This is a genomic window from Rosettibacter firmus, assembly GCF_036860695.1.
Classification (GTDB): domain Bacteria; phylum Bacteroidota; class Ignavibacteria; order Ignavibacteriales; family Melioribacteraceae; genus Rosettibacter; species Rosettibacter firmus.
Map to the genome: position 1 here is coordinate 194,130 of NZ_JAYKGJ010000003.1, position 18,649 is coordinate 212,778.

General features: G+C 29.2%; 18 protein-coding genes. 10 read left to right on the forward strand and 8 right to left on the reverse strand.

All coding sequences use genetic code 11. The features are described from left to right. Positions 1-36 precede the first annotated feature (36 nt). Positions 37-573: a hypothetical protein gene (locus tag VJY38_RS11225; RefSeq protein ID WP_353680801.1), complete on the forward strand. Its 537-nt coding sequence runs from the start codon at positions 37-39 to the stop codon at positions 571-573. A 17-nt stretch (positions 574-590) separates the two neighbouring features. After that, positions 591-1,043 (forward strand): hypothetical protein, encoded by a 453-nt coding sequence (locus VJY38_RS11230; RefSeq protein ID WP_353680802.1) that lies wholly within the window; start codon positions 591-593, stop codon positions 1,041-1,043. On the opposite strand, the gene VJY38_RS11235 is transcribed toward VJY38_RS11230, so the two are convergent. Further along, complete coding sequence (locus VJY38_RS11235; RefSeq protein WP_353680803.1) at positions 1,035-1,550, reverse strand: hypothetical protein; 516 nt, start codon at positions 1,548-1,550, stop codon at positions 1,035-1,037. The genes VJY38_RS11230 and VJY38_RS11235 overlap by 9 nt on opposite strands. A 305-nt stretch (positions 1,551-1,855) precedes the next feature. On the opposite strand from VJY38_RS11235, the gene VJY38_RS11240 reads away from it, so the two are divergent. Both VJY38_RS11240 and VJY38_RS11245 read left to right on the forward strand, forming a co-directional pair. After that, positions 1,856-3,832 carry a thiamine pyrophosphate-binding protein gene (locus VJY38_RS11240; protein ID WP_353680804.1) on the forward strand — a complete coding sequence of 659 codons (1,977 nt, stop codon included), beginning with the start codon at positions 1,856-1,858 and terminating at the stop codon, positions 3,830-3,832. Positions 3,833-4,041: 209 nt separating this feature from the next. Next, positions 4,042-4,251, forward strand: a complete 210-nt coding sequence (locus VJY38_RS11245; protein WP_353680805.1) for a 4Fe-4S binding protein — start codon at positions 4,042-4,044, stop codon at positions 4,249-4,251. Between the two features lie 51 nt (positions 4,252-4,302). On the opposite strand, the gene trxA is transcribed toward VJY38_RS11245, so the two are convergent. Both trxA and hisN read right to left on the reverse strand, forming a co-directional pair. Then, on the reverse strand, positions 4,303-4,638 hold the full coding sequence (trxA, locus tag VJY38_RS11250; protein ID WP_353680806.1) for a thioredoxin: 336 nt from the start codon (positions 4,636-4,638) through the stop codon (positions 4,303-4,305). Positions 4,639-4,816: 178 nt separating this feature from the next. Next, entirely contained in the window at positions 4,817-5,587 is a 771-nt protein-coding gene (gene hisN / locus VJY38_RS11255) for a histidinol-phosphatase (RefSeq protein WP_353680807.1), read from the reverse strand. A gap of 104 nt (positions 5,588-5,691) precedes the next feature. On the opposite strand from hisN, the gene VJY38_RS11260 reads away from it, so the two are divergent. The 3 genes from VJY38_RS11260 (at position 5,692) to VJY38_RS11270 (ending at position 9,556) form a co-directional block, all read left to right on the forward strand. Beyond that, positions 5,692-6,660 carry an L-threonylcarbamoyladenylate synthase gene (locus VJY38_RS11260; protein ID WP_353680808.1) on the forward strand — a complete coding sequence of 323 codons (969 nt, stop codon included), beginning with the start codon at positions 5,692-5,694 and terminating at the stop codon, positions 6,658-6,660. A gap of 65 nt (positions 6,661-6,725) precedes the next feature. Beyond that, positions 6,726-8,297, forward strand: coding sequence for a sensor histidine kinase (locus VJY38_RS11265; RefSeq protein WP_353680809.1), 1,572 nt, complete (start codon positions 6,726-6,728; stop codon positions 8,295-8,297). A 68-nt stretch (positions 8,298-8,365) separates the two neighbouring features. Next, positions 8,366-9,556 carry a M24 family metallopeptidase gene (locus tag VJY38_RS11270; RefSeq protein WP_353680810.1) on the forward strand — a complete coding sequence of 397 codons (1,191 nt, stop codon included), beginning with the start codon at positions 8,366-8,368 and terminating at the stop codon, positions 9,554-9,556. A 362-nt stretch (positions 9,557-9,918) separates the two neighbouring features. Here VJY38_RS11270 and VJY38_RS11275 read toward each other — a convergent pair whose 3' ends face one another. Both VJY38_RS11275 and VJY38_RS11280 read right to left on the reverse strand, forming a co-directional pair. Then, positions 9,919-10,887: a glycoside hydrolase family 130 protein gene (locus VJY38_RS11275; RefSeq protein WP_353680811.1), complete on the reverse strand. Its 969-nt coding sequence runs from the start codon at positions 10,885-10,887 to the stop codon at positions 9,919-9,921. A gap of 45 nt (positions 10,888-10,932) precedes the next feature. Then, positions 10,933-13,218, reverse strand: coding sequence for a glycosyltransferase family 4 protein (locus VJY38_RS11280; RefSeq protein ID WP_353680812.1), 2,286 nt, complete (start codon positions 13,216-13,218; stop codon positions 10,933-10,935). A gap of 176 nt (positions 13,219-13,394) precedes the next feature. Between VJY38_RS11280 and VJY38_RS11285 the strand changes: the two genes are divergently transcribed. Both VJY38_RS11285 and VJY38_RS11290 read left to right on the forward strand, forming a co-directional pair. Beyond that, the gene (locus tag VJY38_RS11285; RefSeq protein WP_353680813.1) at positions 13,395-13,850 is read left to right on the forward strand and encodes a chemotaxis protein CheW; all 456 of its coding nucleotides are present in this window, start codon (positions 13,395-13,397) and stop codon (positions 13,848-13,850) included. Positions 13,851-13,922: 72 nt separating this feature from the next. After that, positions 13,923-14,576 (forward strand): hypothetical protein, encoded by a 654-nt coding sequence (locus VJY38_RS11290; RefSeq protein WP_353680814.1) that lies wholly within the window; start codon positions 13,923-13,925, stop codon positions 14,574-14,576. Positions 14,577-14,589: 13 nt separating this feature from the next. Here the strand turns inward: VJY38_RS11290 and VJY38_RS11295 are convergent, their stop codons facing one another. Genes VJY38_RS11295 through VJY38_RS11305 form a run of 3 tightly spaced genes read right to left on the reverse strand, consistent with a single transcriptional unit; the run spans position 14,590 to position 16,965 of the window. Further along, on the reverse strand, positions 14,590-15,324 hold the full coding sequence (locus tag VJY38_RS11295; RefSeq protein WP_353680815.1) for an MBL fold metallo-hydrolase: 735 nt from the start codon (positions 15,322-15,324) through the stop codon (positions 14,590-14,592). A 22-nt stretch (positions 15,325-15,346) separates the two neighbouring features. After that, on the reverse strand, positions 15,347-16,510 hold the full coding sequence (locus tag VJY38_RS11300; RefSeq protein WP_353680816.1) for an ATP-binding protein: 1,164 nt from the start codon (positions 16,508-16,510) through the stop codon (positions 15,347-15,349). Further along, the gene (locus VJY38_RS11305; RefSeq protein WP_353680817.1) at positions 16,510-16,965 is read right to left on the reverse strand and encodes a hypothetical protein; all 456 of its coding nucleotides are present in this window, start codon (positions 16,963-16,965) and stop codon (positions 16,510-16,512) included. The genes VJY38_RS11300 and VJY38_RS11305 overlap by 1 nt, the downstream gene beginning before the upstream one ends. Positions 16,966-17,133: 168 nt before the next feature. Here VJY38_RS11305 and VJY38_RS11310 point away from each other — a divergent pair, with 168 nt between their 5' ends. After that, a complete protein-coding gene (locus VJY38_RS11310) occupies positions 17,134-18,636 on the forward strand; it encodes an NTP transferase domain-containing protein (protein WP_353680818.1) in 1,503 nt (500 codons plus the stop codon). The last annotated feature ends 13 nt before the right edge of the window (positions 18,637-18,649 follow it).

Genomic DNA, 18,649 nt, shown 5'->3' on the forward strand with positions numbered 1-18,649 from the left:
TTGAGTAATATAAAGCTGTAATAAAAAACAATTAAAATGCTGAACCACAGCATAATATGTTTAGTATTTCTTTTTATTCAATTATCAAATCTTTTTAGCCAATCAGATTTACAACCTGCAAAAGCAAGCACTGTTTTAATAATGCCATTTATACAAAATGAAAAATATCCTTATGCTTCTGACGAAATTCGATTTTCTCTTATAACTGGTTTTTTACAAAAAGGTTATCATGTTATTGAAGATGATTCAACCTGGAGTAAATTACTAAAATTAAATTATAACCTGGCTAATATATCAACAGAAATAGCAGATACGATTTCAAATTATGTAAATTCAGATTTAATTGTATTTGGTAATGCAGAAAATATAATTAATCTACGTGAATCCAGTCCTTCAAACAGACAATTAATTTATAAACCAGTATTAATTAAAGTATTTGATACACGGAGTAAGTCCATTATTTATTATGAAAGATTAAACTTAGTAGAATACTGGGGATTGTTCAAAAATATTACTCAATTAAGTGAACTTGGTTTAAGAATAGCTACGACATTAAGAAATAGAGGTTATTAAGTAAAATAGATATAAACATGAATAAAAAAGTATTTTTATTATTGATAATTCTAATTACTAATTGCAAAGAAAGTAGTGTTACACCAGAAATAGGAGCAAAAATTTATCAACTCGATGGTTGTAGACCTATAAATAAGTTATTCAAAATGGATTTAAGTGATTCATGTTTTAGTTATAATTTTTCTGATAAATTAACAATCGACTTCTGTGTTAGTGCAAATTGCTGTCCCGATAAAAACAGATTCTTAATTAGAAATAAAATTATAAAAGATACTATTACAATCACCATAACTGATACTGCTGCAAACTTATGTCGCTGTATCTGTAATTACATAATTCATGGAGAATTTGAATCGTTGCAAAACGATAGTTATTATATAAAATGCATAAGGACTGACTCTGGGGATGAAAAGCTTTTATACTTTAGAAAAATTATAAGAGCAAATAAATACAAAATTTTTTCATTTTGACTGTACCGATTCAAAATAATCTTGAATTAACTTAATACTTTCTTTTGCAGCTAAACTAAGGTATTCAGCTGTTCTTCCCATTGATTCTCTATCTGTAGCATCCATTTGCATTAAACGAAGTCCCAATTGTGTTTGATAACTATTTAAAGCTATTACAACCTGACTCATATCTCCCATAATTTTATGTATCCTTTCAATCGGTTTGAAAAAAAACAAAGTAATTAAATCAACAATACCAAATCCACCTGCTATCAATGCCTTATATTCTTCAATGTTAGTATTATAAGCTGCTTTGAAAGGGATACTTAAAAGAATAATTCCTATACCAAACATTATGACGGACAATAAGATAATAATCCAGTAAGTAACAGCAAGTTTTCTTCTTAAATTTTTCAAATCAACTTTACCATCGATCATCGAAGCCTGCAGATGTCGAATAATAAATTCATTAGCTTTTCTGCGTTGTTCTGCATCAATTGTAAATATTTCTTCTTTTACATCATTCATAAAACCCCCTATTCCTTTATAATAGACATTTAACAATTAAAAATTTTCTTTACAAAATAATTCAGAATATTTTATGAAAAGATCAAATGGGAGAATTAGTAAAGCCTATAGCCAATAAATAAATTAATATGAGACAAATTAAGGAGTATTTTTCCCGTCTGGAAAATAAGTTAAATAGTAATAAATTTATAATCAACAAAATTTATTTACTATTATTTAATACAAAAATTTTTTTCTTTATTATAAAATGAAGTAATTTTGTTCTATGATGAATATATAATTAAAATAAATCCAGGGGAATAAAAGTGGCATATAATTTAATCAAAAAATCTGAATTTGATCGTCTTATAGCTTTCGATGGTAATTGGGAATTGAAAATGAAACTATTTGCAGAAATGTGTCGCTTTAACACTTTTGTTGCTGTTAAAAAAGCAGGTTCTGGTCATCTCGGTTCATCCTTTAGCTCAATGGATATTATAACTTACCTATATTTAAATGAACTTAATGTACTAAATGTTGGATTAGATAATGAAGAAAGAGATATTTATTTTTCTTCAAAAGGACATGATGTGCCTGCTCTTTATTCTCTCTTTTATGCTGTAGGAATTCTTCCAGAAGAAAAATTATTGATGTTGCGAAGATTGAATGGATTGGATGGACATCCTGATGTAAGAATACCAGGAATAGAAGCTTGTACTGGTTCTCTTGGTATGGGAATATCAAAAGCAAAAGGAATGGCATGGGCAAAAAAGTATCAGAAAAAAAATGGAAATGTATTTGTGTTAACAGGTGATGGAGAATTTCAAGAAGGACAGATCTGGGAATCAATTCAAGCAGCTGCACATCAAAAAATTTCAAATCTTACTGTAATTATGGATCACAATAAATATCAAACAGATATGCTGGTCGAAGATGTAAATAACATAGAAGATATTGTAACAAAAGTTAGTTCATTTGGCTGGCATGTTGTAAGAATTAATGGGCACGACTTTAATGAACTCAAAGAAACTTTCACAAATTTGAAATATGTAATTGATAAACCCAAAATGATCATAGCAGACACTATAAAAGGAAAAGGAATTTCTTTTATGGAAAAACCTTTTACCGAAACAATATCAGGTAAAACATATTATCGCTGGCATAGTGGAGCTCCTGATGACGAAAATTTCTTGAAAGGATTAGATGAACTAATTAATTCAATTAATAATCTTGCTAAAGAATTAGGAATTGAAAAAATAGAAATTCCAGAAAATAAAATAGAAAGCAAAGCATCAACAAAATTAGATAAAGAATTTGTAGTTGAAGCATTTGGCGATGCTCTCGTTGAACTTGCAAAAACAAATGATAAAATTATTGTGCTTGATGGAGATTTAGCAGCCGATTGCAGATTGAGAAAATTTGAATATGAATTCCCAGATAGATTTATAGAAAATGGGATTGCAGAACAGGATATGGTTTCTATGGCTGGTGGATTAGCAAGAATGGGCTTATTACCTGTTGTTAATTCCTTTGCAAGCTTTTTAGCAGCCAGAGCCAATGAACAAATTTATAACAATGCCTGTGAAAAAACTAAAATAATTTATGTATGTCACTTTGCAGGTATTATTCCAGCTGGTCCTGGAAAATCACATCAAAGTGTTCGTGATATTTCTTTATTTGGAGCTATACCCAATGTTACTATAATACAACCGTGTAATTCACTTGAGACAAAAAAGGCACTTGAATATTGTGTTAATCAATCAAAAGAAAATTGTGTTCTAAGATTAGCTATTGGTCCTTCTCCAGAAAAAATTGAATTACCAGAAGATTATGAATTTACTATTGGAATAGGCACTGAATTAACAGATGGTAAAGATGCAATTATATTTTCTTATGGACCTGTAATGTTACACGAAGCTTTAAATGCACATAGAATTCTGAAAAATGCAAACTACGGTTTAAAAGTTGTAAATATGCCCTGGTTGAATAAAATTGATTTAGATTGGATAGATAGTATAACTAAGAATTACAAAAATATTTATGTCCTTGAAGACCATTCAATAATTGGTGGATTAGGCGAAAGAATTTTAAATGCTCTTGCAGATGTTCATCATCTCCAGGCAAAAAAATTTGATATAATTGGACTTGATGATTATCCAGAATGTGGTACTCCATTAGAAGTTTTAGAGTATCATGGATTAGATGGAATGTCGCTTGCTAAGAGAATCTCCGGAATTGAGAATTTAGAAACTATAATAGAAAAATCACAGGCAAATATTTATAGTGATTCTGCACCACAATAATAAAATAAATTAGATGCTCACCAGTAAATCCAGAATTTAATAATAAAATTCTATAACCCATAAATTTATTTCTCATAATTGCAAACATTGTATATGACTTTTTCAGTTCTGGAAAAAACCAGGTTGCAAAAGAAATCACAATTTAATTTTTATAACTGGCAAGTTATTTGCAATAATTATGTGAATTTTAATTAAAACTGGAGTAAAAAATGGTAATAACTGATGATTGTATAAGTTGTTCTGCCTGTATTGATGAATGTGAAAATAATGCTATATACAATGCAGGCGAAGAATATACTGTAAATGGTGAAACTCGTCCCCCTATATCAGAGGATCACACATTTATTGCACCCGAATTATGTAATAATTGTAAATCTTGTGTAGAGGTTTGTGCAGTAGATGCAATTGTTGAACAATAAATAAACACTTTAAAAAAACCCGATCCAGCATCGAATCGGGTTTTTTATTTATTAATTGATATTGTCTATATAAGGTTTAATCTTAGAGACCAGATGATATTTGGGAACTGCACCTATAACAGCATCGACTAATTTTCCATTTTTAAATATTCCAAGAGTAGGAATGCTCATAATTCCATATTGAGTAGCTACACCAAAGTTTTCATCTGTATTTAATTTTACAACTTTTAATTTCCCAGCATATTCATTTGCAATTTCTTCTACAATTGGTGCAACCATTCTACACGGGCCACACCATGGTGCCCAGAAATCTACAAGTACAGGAAGATTGGATTCTAATACTTCTTTTTGAAAATTGAAATCTGTTCCTTCTATAATATTGCTCATTTAAAAACTCCTATTTTTTTGTCACTAATATGATGCAACTATAATTATAAAGATTCATAATCTATAAAAAAGTGGATTTATTTTTGAATTTCAAAAGTTTATTTAAAAGCATTTTAATCCATTATTAAAAGTGTAGACCTATTTTTTATATAAGATATAATTACTTTCGTAAGTTTTTCTACTTCTTTTGATTGAGAATTTTAATGACTTCATCATGAATTGTCCCACCAGTTGCTACAATGCTATTTCCTTTCAAAGGATTATTTCCAAAATAATCAGTTATCTTTCCACCTGCGCCATTTATAACAGGAATTAAAGCCATTAAATCCCATGGACTCATTATTGGATCTATCATAATATCTGCATAGCCAGTAGCAACTAAATAATATCCATAACAATCACCCCAGCTACGAAATAATTTTACTTTTCTTATAAGATTATTCAATGCATTTAAATTTCTATATTTTTCAAAATTCATGTAATCAGTAATTAATAAAACTGCAGATGAAATCATTTCACATTTTCTCACACTAACTTTTATATCATTTAAAAATGTCGAGTTGTTATCACCAATCAAAAATTCTTTAAGTACTGGCAAATTAATAGCTCCTAAAATTGGTTCATCATTTTTTAATAAAGCTATCAGAGTTCCAAATAGTGGGGTTCCACAGATAAAACTTTTTGTACCATCAATTGGATCAAGCACCCATTTATATTCTGCATCTGGATTTATATCATCAAATTCTTCACCTATTATTCCATGTTCTGGAAACTCACGCATTATAAGTTCACGCATTTTTTCTTCTGATTTTTTGTCTGCAATTGTAACAGGTGTAAGGTCTGTTTTAGTTTCAATACTTATTTCCTTTCTAAAAAAATCCATAATAATTTTCTCACTTTCATGTGCTAAAAGTTTTATAAATTTTTTTAGATACTCAATATCATCCATTTAAATATCTCCTTTTGATAATTAATCAATTTACCTTTCAAATTAATAGAATTATCAATCTAAACCAAAACTTATTATTTTTAGAATAACAAATAAAAGATTATATGAGTATTATAAAAGCCAATAGCGATTCAATAGCACAGGCAGCAGAAATTATTAAAAAGGGTGGATTGGTTGCATTTCCAACCGAAACAGTTTATGGCCTCGGTGCAGATGGTTTAAATCCAATTGCAGTTGCAAAAATTTTTGAAGTAAAAAAAAGACCATCTTTTAATCCTCTTATTTTGCACATATCACAAAAAGACTGGATTAAAAAACTCACAATCTATGACGATGAAAGAATTGATTTATTAATAGAAAAATTCTGGCCAGGACCTTTAACATTAGTTCTGCAAAAAACTGACTTAGTTCCTGATATAGTAACTTCTGGAAACCCAACAGTTGCTATTCGAATGCCAAATCATAAAGTTGCACTTGAACTTATTGAAAAAAGTGAAACGCCTATTGCCGCTCCAAGTGCAAATAGATTTGGACATTTAAGTCCAACACTTGCAGAGCATGTTAAAAAAAGTCTTGGCGACAAAGTTGATTTAATTCTTGATGGAGGTAAAAGTAATATAGGTGTAGAATCTACAATTGTTCAATTTAGCGAGGGAAATTTTTACTTACTTCGACCTGGTGGATTATCAAAAGAAGAAATAGAAAAAATTATTGACACTCAGTTATCATTAAAAATAAATACAACTAATCCAGAATCCCCTGGACAATTACCATATCATTACTCACCTTCTGTGCCACTTTTATTCTTGAACGAAAAAAATCTTAAAAAAAACTCAGACAGAAAAATTGGCGTGCTATTCTTTAAAGAAAAAAATATTGACTTTAATTTTGCATCAATAAAAATTCTTTCTCCATCTGGGGATATAAAAGAAGCTGCAGCAAATTTATTTAAATACCTCCATGAGTTTGAATCTGAAAATCTGGATTTAATTTTAGTTGAACCAATTAAAGAAGAAGGTTTGGGTTTAGCAATTATGGATAGATTAAAAAAAGCCTCTAAAAAATATGATTGATGTATTTAGAAAATATTGTATATTTAAACAAAAATATTTTAACTCTTACCGGGTGCAAATTTATAATGAATTATAATTCTACCAATAAAAAAGCAAATTCAAACAAAACTTTTGCAAGTTCTTTTTTTATTACAAAGAAAAATATCAAACTTTTAATTCATGCAATTAATTCAGTTCATGAATGCATAAGTATAACAGATTTAAATCATAACATTATCTTCGTTAATCAAACCTTTCTTAATACTTACGGATACACACTTGATGAAATTATAGGAAAAAATACAAGTATTTTAAGATCTCCTAAAAACGACCCTGAAATTCTTAAACGTATACACGAAGAAACTCAAAAAGGTGGGTGGAATGGTCGCTTAATAAATGTAAAAAAAGACGGAAGCGAATTTATAATTGAATTAAGCACTTCAATTGTGAAAGACGAAAAAGGCGAACCAATAGCATACGTCGGTCTAAGTAAAGATATAAGTGATCTTGTTCAAACTGAAGAGAAGTTGATAGAGGCAGAAAAAAAATATCACGAATTGTTTATGGAATTAAAAGATGTAGTGTACGAAAGCACAATCGATGGCAAATTTATAGAACTTAATCCTTCGGGTATGGAGTTCTTTGGAATAAATTCAATAGATGAATTAAATAATATTAACATAGTAAATGATATTTATTTAAACCCGGACGACAGAGAAAGATTCAAAAACGAATTAATAAAAAATGGTTTTGTAAAGGATTTTGAAATTGATATAAAAAAATTAAATGGTGAAATTGTAACAGTAAGAGAAACATCTGTAGCGGTTAAAGATAAAAATGGGAAGATAATTGGCTATCGTGGAATATTAAGAGATGTTACAGAAAGAAAAAAGCACGAAGCACAATTAAAAGAATTAGTAAAAGAACTTGAGATACTGAATCAAGAATTAAAAAATTCTAATGCTTCAAAGGATAAATTCTTTTCTATAATTGCTCACGACCTGCGAAGTCCATTTAGTTCTCTTTTAAGTTTTTCTGAGTTTCTTTATCAGGATATAGATGAATTAAGCAAAGATGAAATAAAATCTTTTGCACAAAATATTAATGATGCTGCAAAAACAGTATTTAATTTACTTGAAAATTTATTACAATGGTCACGCATTCAAACAGGCACCATATCATTCAAGCCAAGAAAATTCAATATTTATGATGTATCTACCAAAGTAATAAATCTTCTATTAAATAATGCTCTTATTAAAAAAATTGAGTTAATAAACAACATTAATAAGGATGAAATTGTTTTTGCAGATGAAGACATGATTTTTTCTGTTATTCAAAACTTGTTATCGAACGCAATTAAATTCACTTATGAAAATGGAAAAATAATACTTAGTTCTAAAGAGAAAGATAATATGGTCGAAATTTCTATAAGCGACAATGGTATCGGGATGGATGATAAAGATATTGAAAAGCTATTCCGAATTGACATCCCCTTCACAAAGAGTGGAACAAGAGATGAAAAAGGAAGTGGACTTGGATTAATTCTTTGCAAAGAAATGATCGAGAAAAATAAAGGCAAAATCTGGGTCAGCAGCAAATTAAATGAAGGGACTACATTTACATTTACACTACACAAAAATGAATTTCCAATTACTTAGATATTTTAATCTGCCTTATAAATTCCATACTATATATAATAATTTTTTATTAGAAAAAGGGGAATAAAATGCAAAAAGAATTAATACTCGAAAAGATTGAACAAGCAGCAAAAATATTATCCGAAAAAGATATTGATATGTGGCTTATTTATGTAAGAGAAACAGGAAATATTAAAGATCCTATGATGGATATGCTTGTAGGAACCAATGCTACCTGGCAATCGGCTTTTATAATTACAAAAGATGGAAATACTCATGCCATCATTGGCTCACTCGAATATGAAAACATGAAAACAATTGGGACATATAAAAATATTCATCCTTACCTCAAATCCATAAAGGAAAAATTTCTTGATGTAATCGAACAAATTAAACCAAATAAAATAGCAATTAATTATTCAAGAAATTCCAGTCTTGCAGATGGACTTACACATGGTCTCTACCTTGAATTACTTGACCACTTAAAAGATACTGATTACATAAACAGATTTATTTCTTCTGAAGAAATTGTTTCTACACTAAGAGGAAGAAAATCCCCAAAGGAATTAGAACTTATTAAAAAGGCTATTAAAGAAACATTAAACATTTTCGATGAAGTTACCAATTACATGAAACCAGGAATGACAGAAAAACAAATAGCCAGCTTTGTGCATAATCTTGTTAAAGAAAGAGGTTATGAACTTGCATGGGATAAGGAATACTGTCCTTCTGTTTTTACTGGACCTGATACTGCTGGTGCTCACTCCGGTCCAACTGATAGAATAATTGAACCTGGACATGTAGTTAATTTAGATTTCGGATTAAAGATTGATGGTTATTGTTCCGATTTACAAAGAACTTGGTATATATTAAAACCAAATGAAGATACTCCCCCAGATGAAGTTCAGAAAGGTTTTAATGTAATTCACGAAGCAATCACAAAAGCTGCAAATGAATTAAGAGCCGGAAAAAAAGGGTGGGAAATAGATGAGGTTGCAAGAAATTATATTCAGATTAATGGTTATAGTGAGTTTCCACATGGACTTGGACACCAGGTTGGTCGCTCTGTGCATGATGGTGGTGCACTTTTAGGACCAAAATGGGAACGCTATGGCAATCTGCCTTTTCTTGAAATAGAAGAAGGAAATGTATTCACACTTGAACCCAGATTAACAATTGACAATTATGGAATTGCAACTATCGAAGAGATGGTTCTTGTAACAAATAATGGTTGTGAATTTTTATCAGAAAGACAAAAGGAATTGTATTTGATTAAATAGAAGTATACAATAATTCTGTTTAGAAAAGGAATTTTTAAACGATACTAAAAATTCAAGATTTAGTTCATTATTTATTATTGGATTAAATGTTGATATGATTTCATTACAATATAACAGCAGGTATATTTTCGACAAGGATATTTCTAATAAAGGAAGATTAGAACAATCACTTGTATTAGGTTTTTCTATTAATTTTTAATCATTAAATAAAGCGATTTTTTATTTCATTAAAACAATAACAATATCAAACATTTTATAATATAATCTGAATAACGGCAATAAAAAGAAATCATCTTCATTTAAAAATCAAAAAAATATTTTCAGCATCATCTTTTATAGATGATGCTGATACTACAATTAGATCAGCCCCATCTTAATGATTCTTCGGGTACTGGACTTGAGAGTATATATTTTCTTAATTCGCTAAGTTTTGCAGTTGCAAGAGCAATACAAGTATCTGCTGCTCCATAATATAATCTCACTTCATCATCATTAACAATCCATCCACAAGGGAAAACAACATCATCAACATCTCCTTCTCTTTCATAGTATTCGCGAGGACCAAAAATCCATTCATCACTTCTTCGTAATACTTTTGTAGGATCTTTCAAATCAAGAAGAACCAGACCAAGTCGATAAATAGCTCCACCAGCTGTTTTCTTTACTCCATGATATAAAACCAACCAGCCCTCTGGAATTTGAATTGGGGGCGGTGATAATCCTATTTTGTTTGCATCCCACCATGCTCCTTCTCGTGCTCTAATTAAAATTCTATGTTCTCCCCAATGAATTAAATCAGGCGAAAAAGAAATCCAGATATGAGCAGCAGAATATGGAGTAGAAATTATTGGACGATGAAGCATTGCCCAACGATTTCCAAATCGAACAGGAAAAAGAGCAGCATCTTTATCTTCTGGGGGTAATATTGCTCCATATCTCTCAAAATTTTTAAAATCTTCCGTCATTGCAAGTGAAACTAATGGACCACCATGTGAATATGCTGTATAAGTAATTGCATATTTTTTTAATTCATCAAGGTAAGTTATTCTTGGATCTTCAATTCCCCAAATTTCTTCAGGATAATTTATTGGATCTGGTAATAATGTAGGTTTTGAATCTATTTGCCAGTTTTTTATTCCATCTTTACTACGTGCAACTGTTAAATGTGAAATACCTCTTAAATCTTCAACACGCAGTAATAAAATTGTTTCATCATTAATTGATACTGCTCCACAATTAAAAACTGAATTTGCTGGATAAGGAATATCTTCAATTGTAATAATTGGATTATTAGAATATCGTTTAAATAATTCATGAGAAGAGTTACTCATAAATTCCTCCCGAGTGATTTTTCCTCACATAAAATTTTCGAATTTTTAATCATAACTTTTTACATGTTCATAAGATTTAATAAGGTTTTCAATCCTGTGCATTTCAGCAAGTGATAATAAAAAAGATAAAGTTGATTCAGCTCCTTCATTAAGATTAACTCTATCTACATGAAGAGCATCATAGCAACCACCAGTAATTGGATCATATAAAGCCAGTCCCAGATCATTTCTGCCTAAAAACCATTCGAAAGCTATGCGTGCTTTATTATACCAGTAATAATCTTCTGTTACCTTAAATGCATCAATACAAGCAGACACGGTTTCATATGCTGCTATTGGTTGTTGATCAAAATCTGCTTTACTTCCATTACGATTATACCAGCCGTCAGAACCTATAGGTCTAAAATAACCTGTTTCAGAAGTTTGAAGTTCAACTATCCACTTAAGGGATTCAATTCCTATTTCAAATGCTTTTTGATTTTGAGAAGAATTTCCAGTAATTAAAAGTGCTTGCGATAACCGAGCATTATCATATACAAGATAATTTTCAAACCACTTCCACTCATCTGAAGAGTTATTTTCATAGAGTTCTATCAACCTTTGACTTAATGTTTCTTGAATTTGTATTGCAACTCTATCACCACTCATTTTTTGCAGATATTCATGAATACCAAGTAATCCAAAAGCCCATGCACGAGGTGAAGTTAATTCTAATAATAATGGTAATGTTCTATTAAATAATTGAGTAGCCCACATCTGTAAATCTCGCTTCTTTGATCTATTAACACATGTTCCTAAAGCCCACAATGCTCTTCCCTGAGAATCATCTGAACCAATATCTTCTTTCCATTTACGATTAAAGTCCATGAAATTTCTAAATCTGTTTTTCTTTTCATTAAATGCATATTGAATAAATGCAGCATATCTTTTTGCTAATAATTCTATTTGTTCATCCATCAAGCCAATTTCTTCAAGTAAAATTGTTAATAAAAATGCTCGTGCATTATCATCAAGGCAATAACCTTCAATTAGATGTGGTATCGTAAATCTTGCATGTTGAATTATTCCTGTTGAATCAGTTAAATTAATTAAGTGATTGAATTTAAATGTTGGTAATTCCATACTTTGTTCATTCAGTGTTTTAACAGAAGAAATATTATTGAGAATTTCTATCCTTTGAATTCTTGCTTTCTGAAAAGTTTCTACATAAAGATGTGCAACATTATTCCAGACCATTTCACGACCAAGCATATAAGCTTTTTTTCTCATAGAATGTCGTCTTGTTTCATCTTTCAATAAATTAATAATTTCTTCTGCAATTGCATCCGAATCAGCAAATGGTACAATAACACCACGGCTATCGGAAAGTAACTCTTCTGCATGCCAGTATGGTGTAGATATAACTGCTTTACCGCATCCAAATGAATATGATAATGTACCTGAAGTGATTTGAGCTTTGTTTAAGTAAGGCGTTATATATATATCAGCAGCTCCAATAAATTCTTTTAATTCTTCTGCATCTACAAATCTATTATAAAAAATCACATTCTTTTTTATACCTAAATCATGTGCTAATCTTTCCAGACTCATTCTATACGATTCACCGTATTCTTTAAAAATATTTGGGTGTGTTGCACCAAGAACAATATAAACTAAATCAGGGAATTCAGAGATTACTTTAGGTAGTGCTTTTAATACATATTCAATGCCTTTATTTGGTGATAATAAACCAAAAGTTAATATTACATATTTACCTTCAACATTAAATCTATCTTTATAAAAATTTGGATCAACAAAAGGCATATCAGGGATACCATGAGGAATAACATCAATTTTTTCTTCGGTTGCATTATAAATCTCTTTCAAAAAGATTTTTCCTTTTTCTGTCATTGCAATCAATCTGGTAGAATAAGAAATTAATTCTCTCATTACTCTTTTTTGATCGGGATTGGGTTCATTTAATATTGTATGAAGTGTAGTAACTATGGGCATTCTTAAATTTCTTAGAAATGCCAAAATATGACTTCCTTCTTTTCCCCCAAATATTCCGTATTCATGTTGTAAACAAACAATATCGAAATTATTAAAATTGAGGAAATCAGCTGCTTTTTGATAAGTATTAATGTCCTGTTTATTAATTACAAAACGTACTTCTGATGGATATTCAAAATCCTGATCTTTATCGTTTAATGCTAAAACAATGCATTCAGTTTGAGGATACTGGTTTTTAACAGCATTTCTTAAATCATAAGTGAAAGTTGCAATTCCACACTTACGTGGAGGATAATTACCAACAAACGCTATTTTTTTAAGCTTTTGTAGTTCTGCCATAAAACATTTCCTCCTTGGTATAGTTTAAAGAAATGAAATTTTTAGAAATGAAATAAAATTATCAGTACTTTTTAAATTTTTATCTAATTTTATGTTCCATAAAATTTTTAAGTAGAAATAAATTTTTTATTCTTTCTATCGATAATAATCTGTGTAAATTCAAATAAAATATCAAAATGGAAGGGAAATATTTAAAGTTTTCACTGAACAATGAACACTATGGAATTGAAATACTAAAAATTATCGAAATAATTAAAATGATCAATATTACCCCTGTTCCTAACACACCAAGATATGTAAAGGGTGTAATTAATCTAAGAGGTAATATAGTTCCTGTTGTCGATTTAAGATTAAAACTCAATATGCCAGAAAAAGAATATGATAGTAAAACAAGAATTATAATTGTAGAAGATAAAATTAATGGATTGAATATTAGAGTGGGTTTAATAGTCGACGAGGTTGAAGCTGTTTACGATGTTAAATCAACTGAAATTGAAGAAACTCCAGATTTTGGTACAGGCAACAAAGATGAATATATATTAGCACTGGCAAAAACAGAAACTGCAATTTTTATTTTATTGAATCTCTCAATTATTTTAAAACCTGAAAACAGAAGTCAAAATAATTATTAAGTACAATTTTTTATCTCATCTCCATTATTTAAAATTTTTCTGTATAATTGAACATCCAATTAAAATTACTTTATGCATCCTTTACTACATGTCTTTATTGGTAGTTTTTTATTAAGTATAGCTCATGCACTTATACCAAGTCACTGGCTTCCGCTGGTTGCTATTGGTAGAACAGAGAAATGGCATCAGAAAGAACTACTAACTGTTACTTTTATTACAAGTCTATCTCATGTTTCGAGCACTGTAATTATTGGAATTACAGTAGGATTTTTAGGATATAAATTATCTGAATCATTTTACTTTATCAGTAGAATTATTGCACCAGCTATATTAATATTGTTGAGTTTTATTTACTTTTATCTGGAATACAAACATAAGCATACTCATCATAATCATCAGCATCATAATATTGACATTAACGACATAATCCAAAAAAAAAGAAATAAGCATTCCATCATTTTAACTCTCGTAGTAGCAATGTTCTTCTCCCCATGCCTCGAAATTGAGATTTATTATTTAACTGCAAGTCAATTAGGCTGGAGTGGAATATTTGTAGTATCAGCAACTTATTTATTGGTTACAGTTTGTTGTATATTATTACTTGTTTATATTGCTGCAAAGGGAATCAGTAAATTAAAGTGGTATTTCTTAGAACATCATGAAAAATTAATTAGTGGATTAATTTTGCTTATTGTAGGATTACTGGCATTTTTTATTGAATATTAGCCTTTTAAACTGTTTAATTCATTTTTCTAATTCGAATTTCACAATCTTTTTTATCCTTAAGCAACTCAATTAATTCTTTTACATTTGTATTTCCATAATGATAAGGATAAAGAACTTTAGGATTAATCATATTTACTGCATCAGCAACCATTTCAGGTGTCATTGTATAAGGCAAATTCATTGGTAAAAAGGCAATATCAATATTTTTTAAATCTTTCATTTCTGGTATATTCTCTGTATCTCCAGCTATATAAATTCTTTTATCACCAAATGTAATTACATATCCATTGCATTGACCTTTTAAATGAAAAGGATTTCCATTATTATTTTTGTGAACAATATTATAAGCTGGAACTGCTTCTATATTAATATCATAAACTTTTTGTATATCACCATTCTTCATTATAGTTCCAGTCTTTAATTGTGCATAACACAATTCAGTACATATAATTTTTGTATTCTCTTTTTTTAATGTATCAATAGCTTTCAAATCAAGATGGTCTCCATGATGATGTGTAATCAAAATAATATCTGCTTTCGGAAGTTTTGAATAATCTGCATATCTATAGACAGGATCAATATGGATAACCAGATTATTAAAATTCATCATTAATGTACCATGTCCAATAAAACTAATTACTAACTTCCCTTGCGATGTTGCGATAGTATCGATCTCAAAATTTAATTGGGCATTCGATATTACTTGCAAACATAGAAAAATCATAGTGAATAAAATATTTTTTATCATTATACCCTCGCTATTAAATAATTTAATTTGCATTAAATTTAATTGGGATTTGTATTGTAAAAATAGTACCCAGTGCATCATTAGATACAAAAGTTACTTTTCCTTTAAGATATTGTTCAACAATTAATTTTACACTGTAAAGACCCAAGCCTCTCCCTTTCGTACTTTTTGTACTGAAAGATCTTTGAAATAATTGTAACTGAATATTTTCTGGGATAACTTTATTATTATAAACATTGAAATAGACATACTCGTGGTTGCAATATGAATATATTTTAATAATATCATCTTTTTCATCAGAAGCTTCTAATGCATTTTTTATTAAGTTACCAAGTGAGCGTAAGAGCAATGTTCTATCACACTCAAATTCATTACATTCCGAAGGATATTCTACAATTAAATTTTTATTTTTTGCCAGTTCATGATTTTTATACACTTCTTCAACTGCTTTTAAGAAATCTATTGTGGAAATAATTTTTATATCTACATTCAATTTCCCATCTTCAGCATTCCTTAAATCACGCTGAGATATTATTTCATTTAATAACTGATTCGAAGCCTCGTTCAATGCTCTTATTAGTTCATTACTTTCTTCTTCATTGTCTACTTTACTTAATAATTTTGCAATTCCTTCTATCGCACTCGCAGTATTTAATATATCATGGAAAAAAATTCTTTCTAATGCTTCTTTTCTTTTTTGACTTGAGATATCTTTCACGGTAAAAAGTATAAACTCGGAATCCTTAAACTTGATTGGTTGTGTATTTACCAAAAATTCATAATAAAATTCTTTCCCATTAAGATTTGCAATTATTTTAGATTCTTCTACAGTATTTATTTTATTATCATCTGTAAACTTAATGGCTTTTGCTGCTCCACATTCACAACAATATTTAGATGTACCACACCCTGCTTCCATTTCTTTACTATAAATACAATTTAAAGCCTCTCCAATTCTATTACCCAGTAATTTTTCGGTCTCAGAAATATGAAAAACTTCTGCAGCTTTTTTATTAAAAGCTACTATTTGCCTGTTTTTATTTATTATTACTGCTAATTCAGGTATACCTTCAAGAATTTGAGTAATAATGGGATTTAGATGAAAAAGCAAATAATCTCTTATAATTTCTTCTGCACTTGAGCGTTCTGGAGTATCGAAGTAAGTTTTTAATTCTAAGTTATCCATTATTTTAAATAATACCTGGCTCCAATTGCTAAATCCAGATTTAGTGCAGTAGCAGGAAAAATATTAAACACAGGAACAAATTCAACAAAAACATCAAGTGGTAAATTATCACTTAACCATACAAGACCAATAACACCACGAGCACCAAGAGAATTTTCTTCGTTCTCAATAAATCTCAATCTTGCACCAAAACCATAATAAACTGGTATGCGATAATTAGATTTGATTAAACTATAATTATGATATAAATAATCAATATGAAGTGATACAGCACTATTTTTTCTAACAAATGAATAAGCTAATCCACCATCAAATGCATTAGTATTATTTACCCAATATTTTGCACTGAAACCTGTAGGCTCACCAATCATAACACCTATTCCAAAACCATTTACCTGTGCAAACAAATTGCAGGTTACAAAAAGAATGAGAATTATCAAGTATCTTTTATTCATTTTCCCCAAACAAATTTTTTTTATTATTAGAATTAATAAAAATCCAATTAAAATGGAAGAGTAAATTAATTTTTAGTCCGAGATTAATCACAATTTTTACAGGTTTATTATCAAAGAATAACTATTATTGCTAAATTTACAAAGAATAAAAATTTTATAGAGGCACCAATGAATAACTCAGAAAACATCTATGAGTTAATTAAAAATTATTCGGACATTTTTGATTATAATAAAAAAGAAACTGCAATAATACTTGCAGCAGGTCATGGCAAAAGAATAAAATCACAAACTTCGAAAATGTTACATAAAATATGGGAAATACCAACTGTTGAAAGAGTATTCAATGCATGTGCTAAAGGTTTAAGTGATGCAAATATTATAATTGTTGTTGGCATCAAAGCTAAAGAAGTAATAGAAACTATAGGAAGAAAAGAATCTTTAATTTATGCCTATCAAGAAGTTCAAAAAGGAACAGGTCATGCAGTTCAAATAGCTCTCGAAAAAATTGATCCTTCGAAATACGATGGAACTATTTATGTTTTTCCAGGAGATATGGGATTAATTGATGCTGATACTGTAAGATTCTTTAAAAATGAATTTATATCATCAAATTCAGATATGATTGTATTGACTGGTATTTATGAAGGAAATATTCAAAATAATTACTACGGTAGAATAATTAGAGTAAAAGATAAAGATGCTCGAGGGAATAAAGTTGTTAAGAACAAAGGCAAAGTAATTGAAATACTCGAATATAAAGATATTCTAAATCTGGATGATAAAAAGAAATATAAAACAAAATATAAAGGGAAAGAATTTTCATATTCAAAAAAAGAATTACTTGAAAATCGTGAATTTAATAGTGGTGTTTATGCTTTTAAGTTCAAACCCTTAGTAGAATTAATACCAAAATTAGAAAGCAACAATGTCCAAAATGAAATTTATTTAACAGATTTAATTGGTTTGTTTAATAAAAACAATTATACAGTCTCTGCTATAAGTCCAAAGCAACAATATGTATTAATGGGCTTCAATAATAAATCAGTACTTAAAGAAATGGATTCTATTGCAAGAAAACTTGCATATGAAAAATTAAAAGACATAATATTAATTGATGACCCAGAAGATTTCTTTATAGACGATGATGTAATTGATGATATAATTAAAATGGATAAACTTGGTGAACCACTTGATATTAAAATAGGAAAGGGAGTTTATATTGGAAAAGGAGCTAAGTTAAATTACAATCTTAATTTAATGAAAAATGTTTTTTTAAATGGCGACATCAGGTTCGGGAAGAATGTAACGATCCGAGAAAATGCTCATCTTTCATGCTATCCAGATCAAATTTTACAAATTGGCAATAATGTAGAAATTTTCTGGGGCGATGTTATTAAAGGAAATGTTACAATTGGCGATAATTGCTCAATTGAATCTGGAGTTAGAATTACTGGCAGTAATGAATTCCCTGTAAAAATTAATAACAATGTTACAATTAAAGGTGTAACTTATATTTTTGGTTCTATTATAGATGATAACATCTTTATAGAACACTCTGTATTAATTAAGAAATTAATTAAGAAACCAGAAGGATTTACTGGAAACCAGTACAAAATTAGATTTTATTTGCCCGAGCCAGAAGGGAAAGAAGCTATCCATGATTTATTATAAAGCAGCCCTGTAA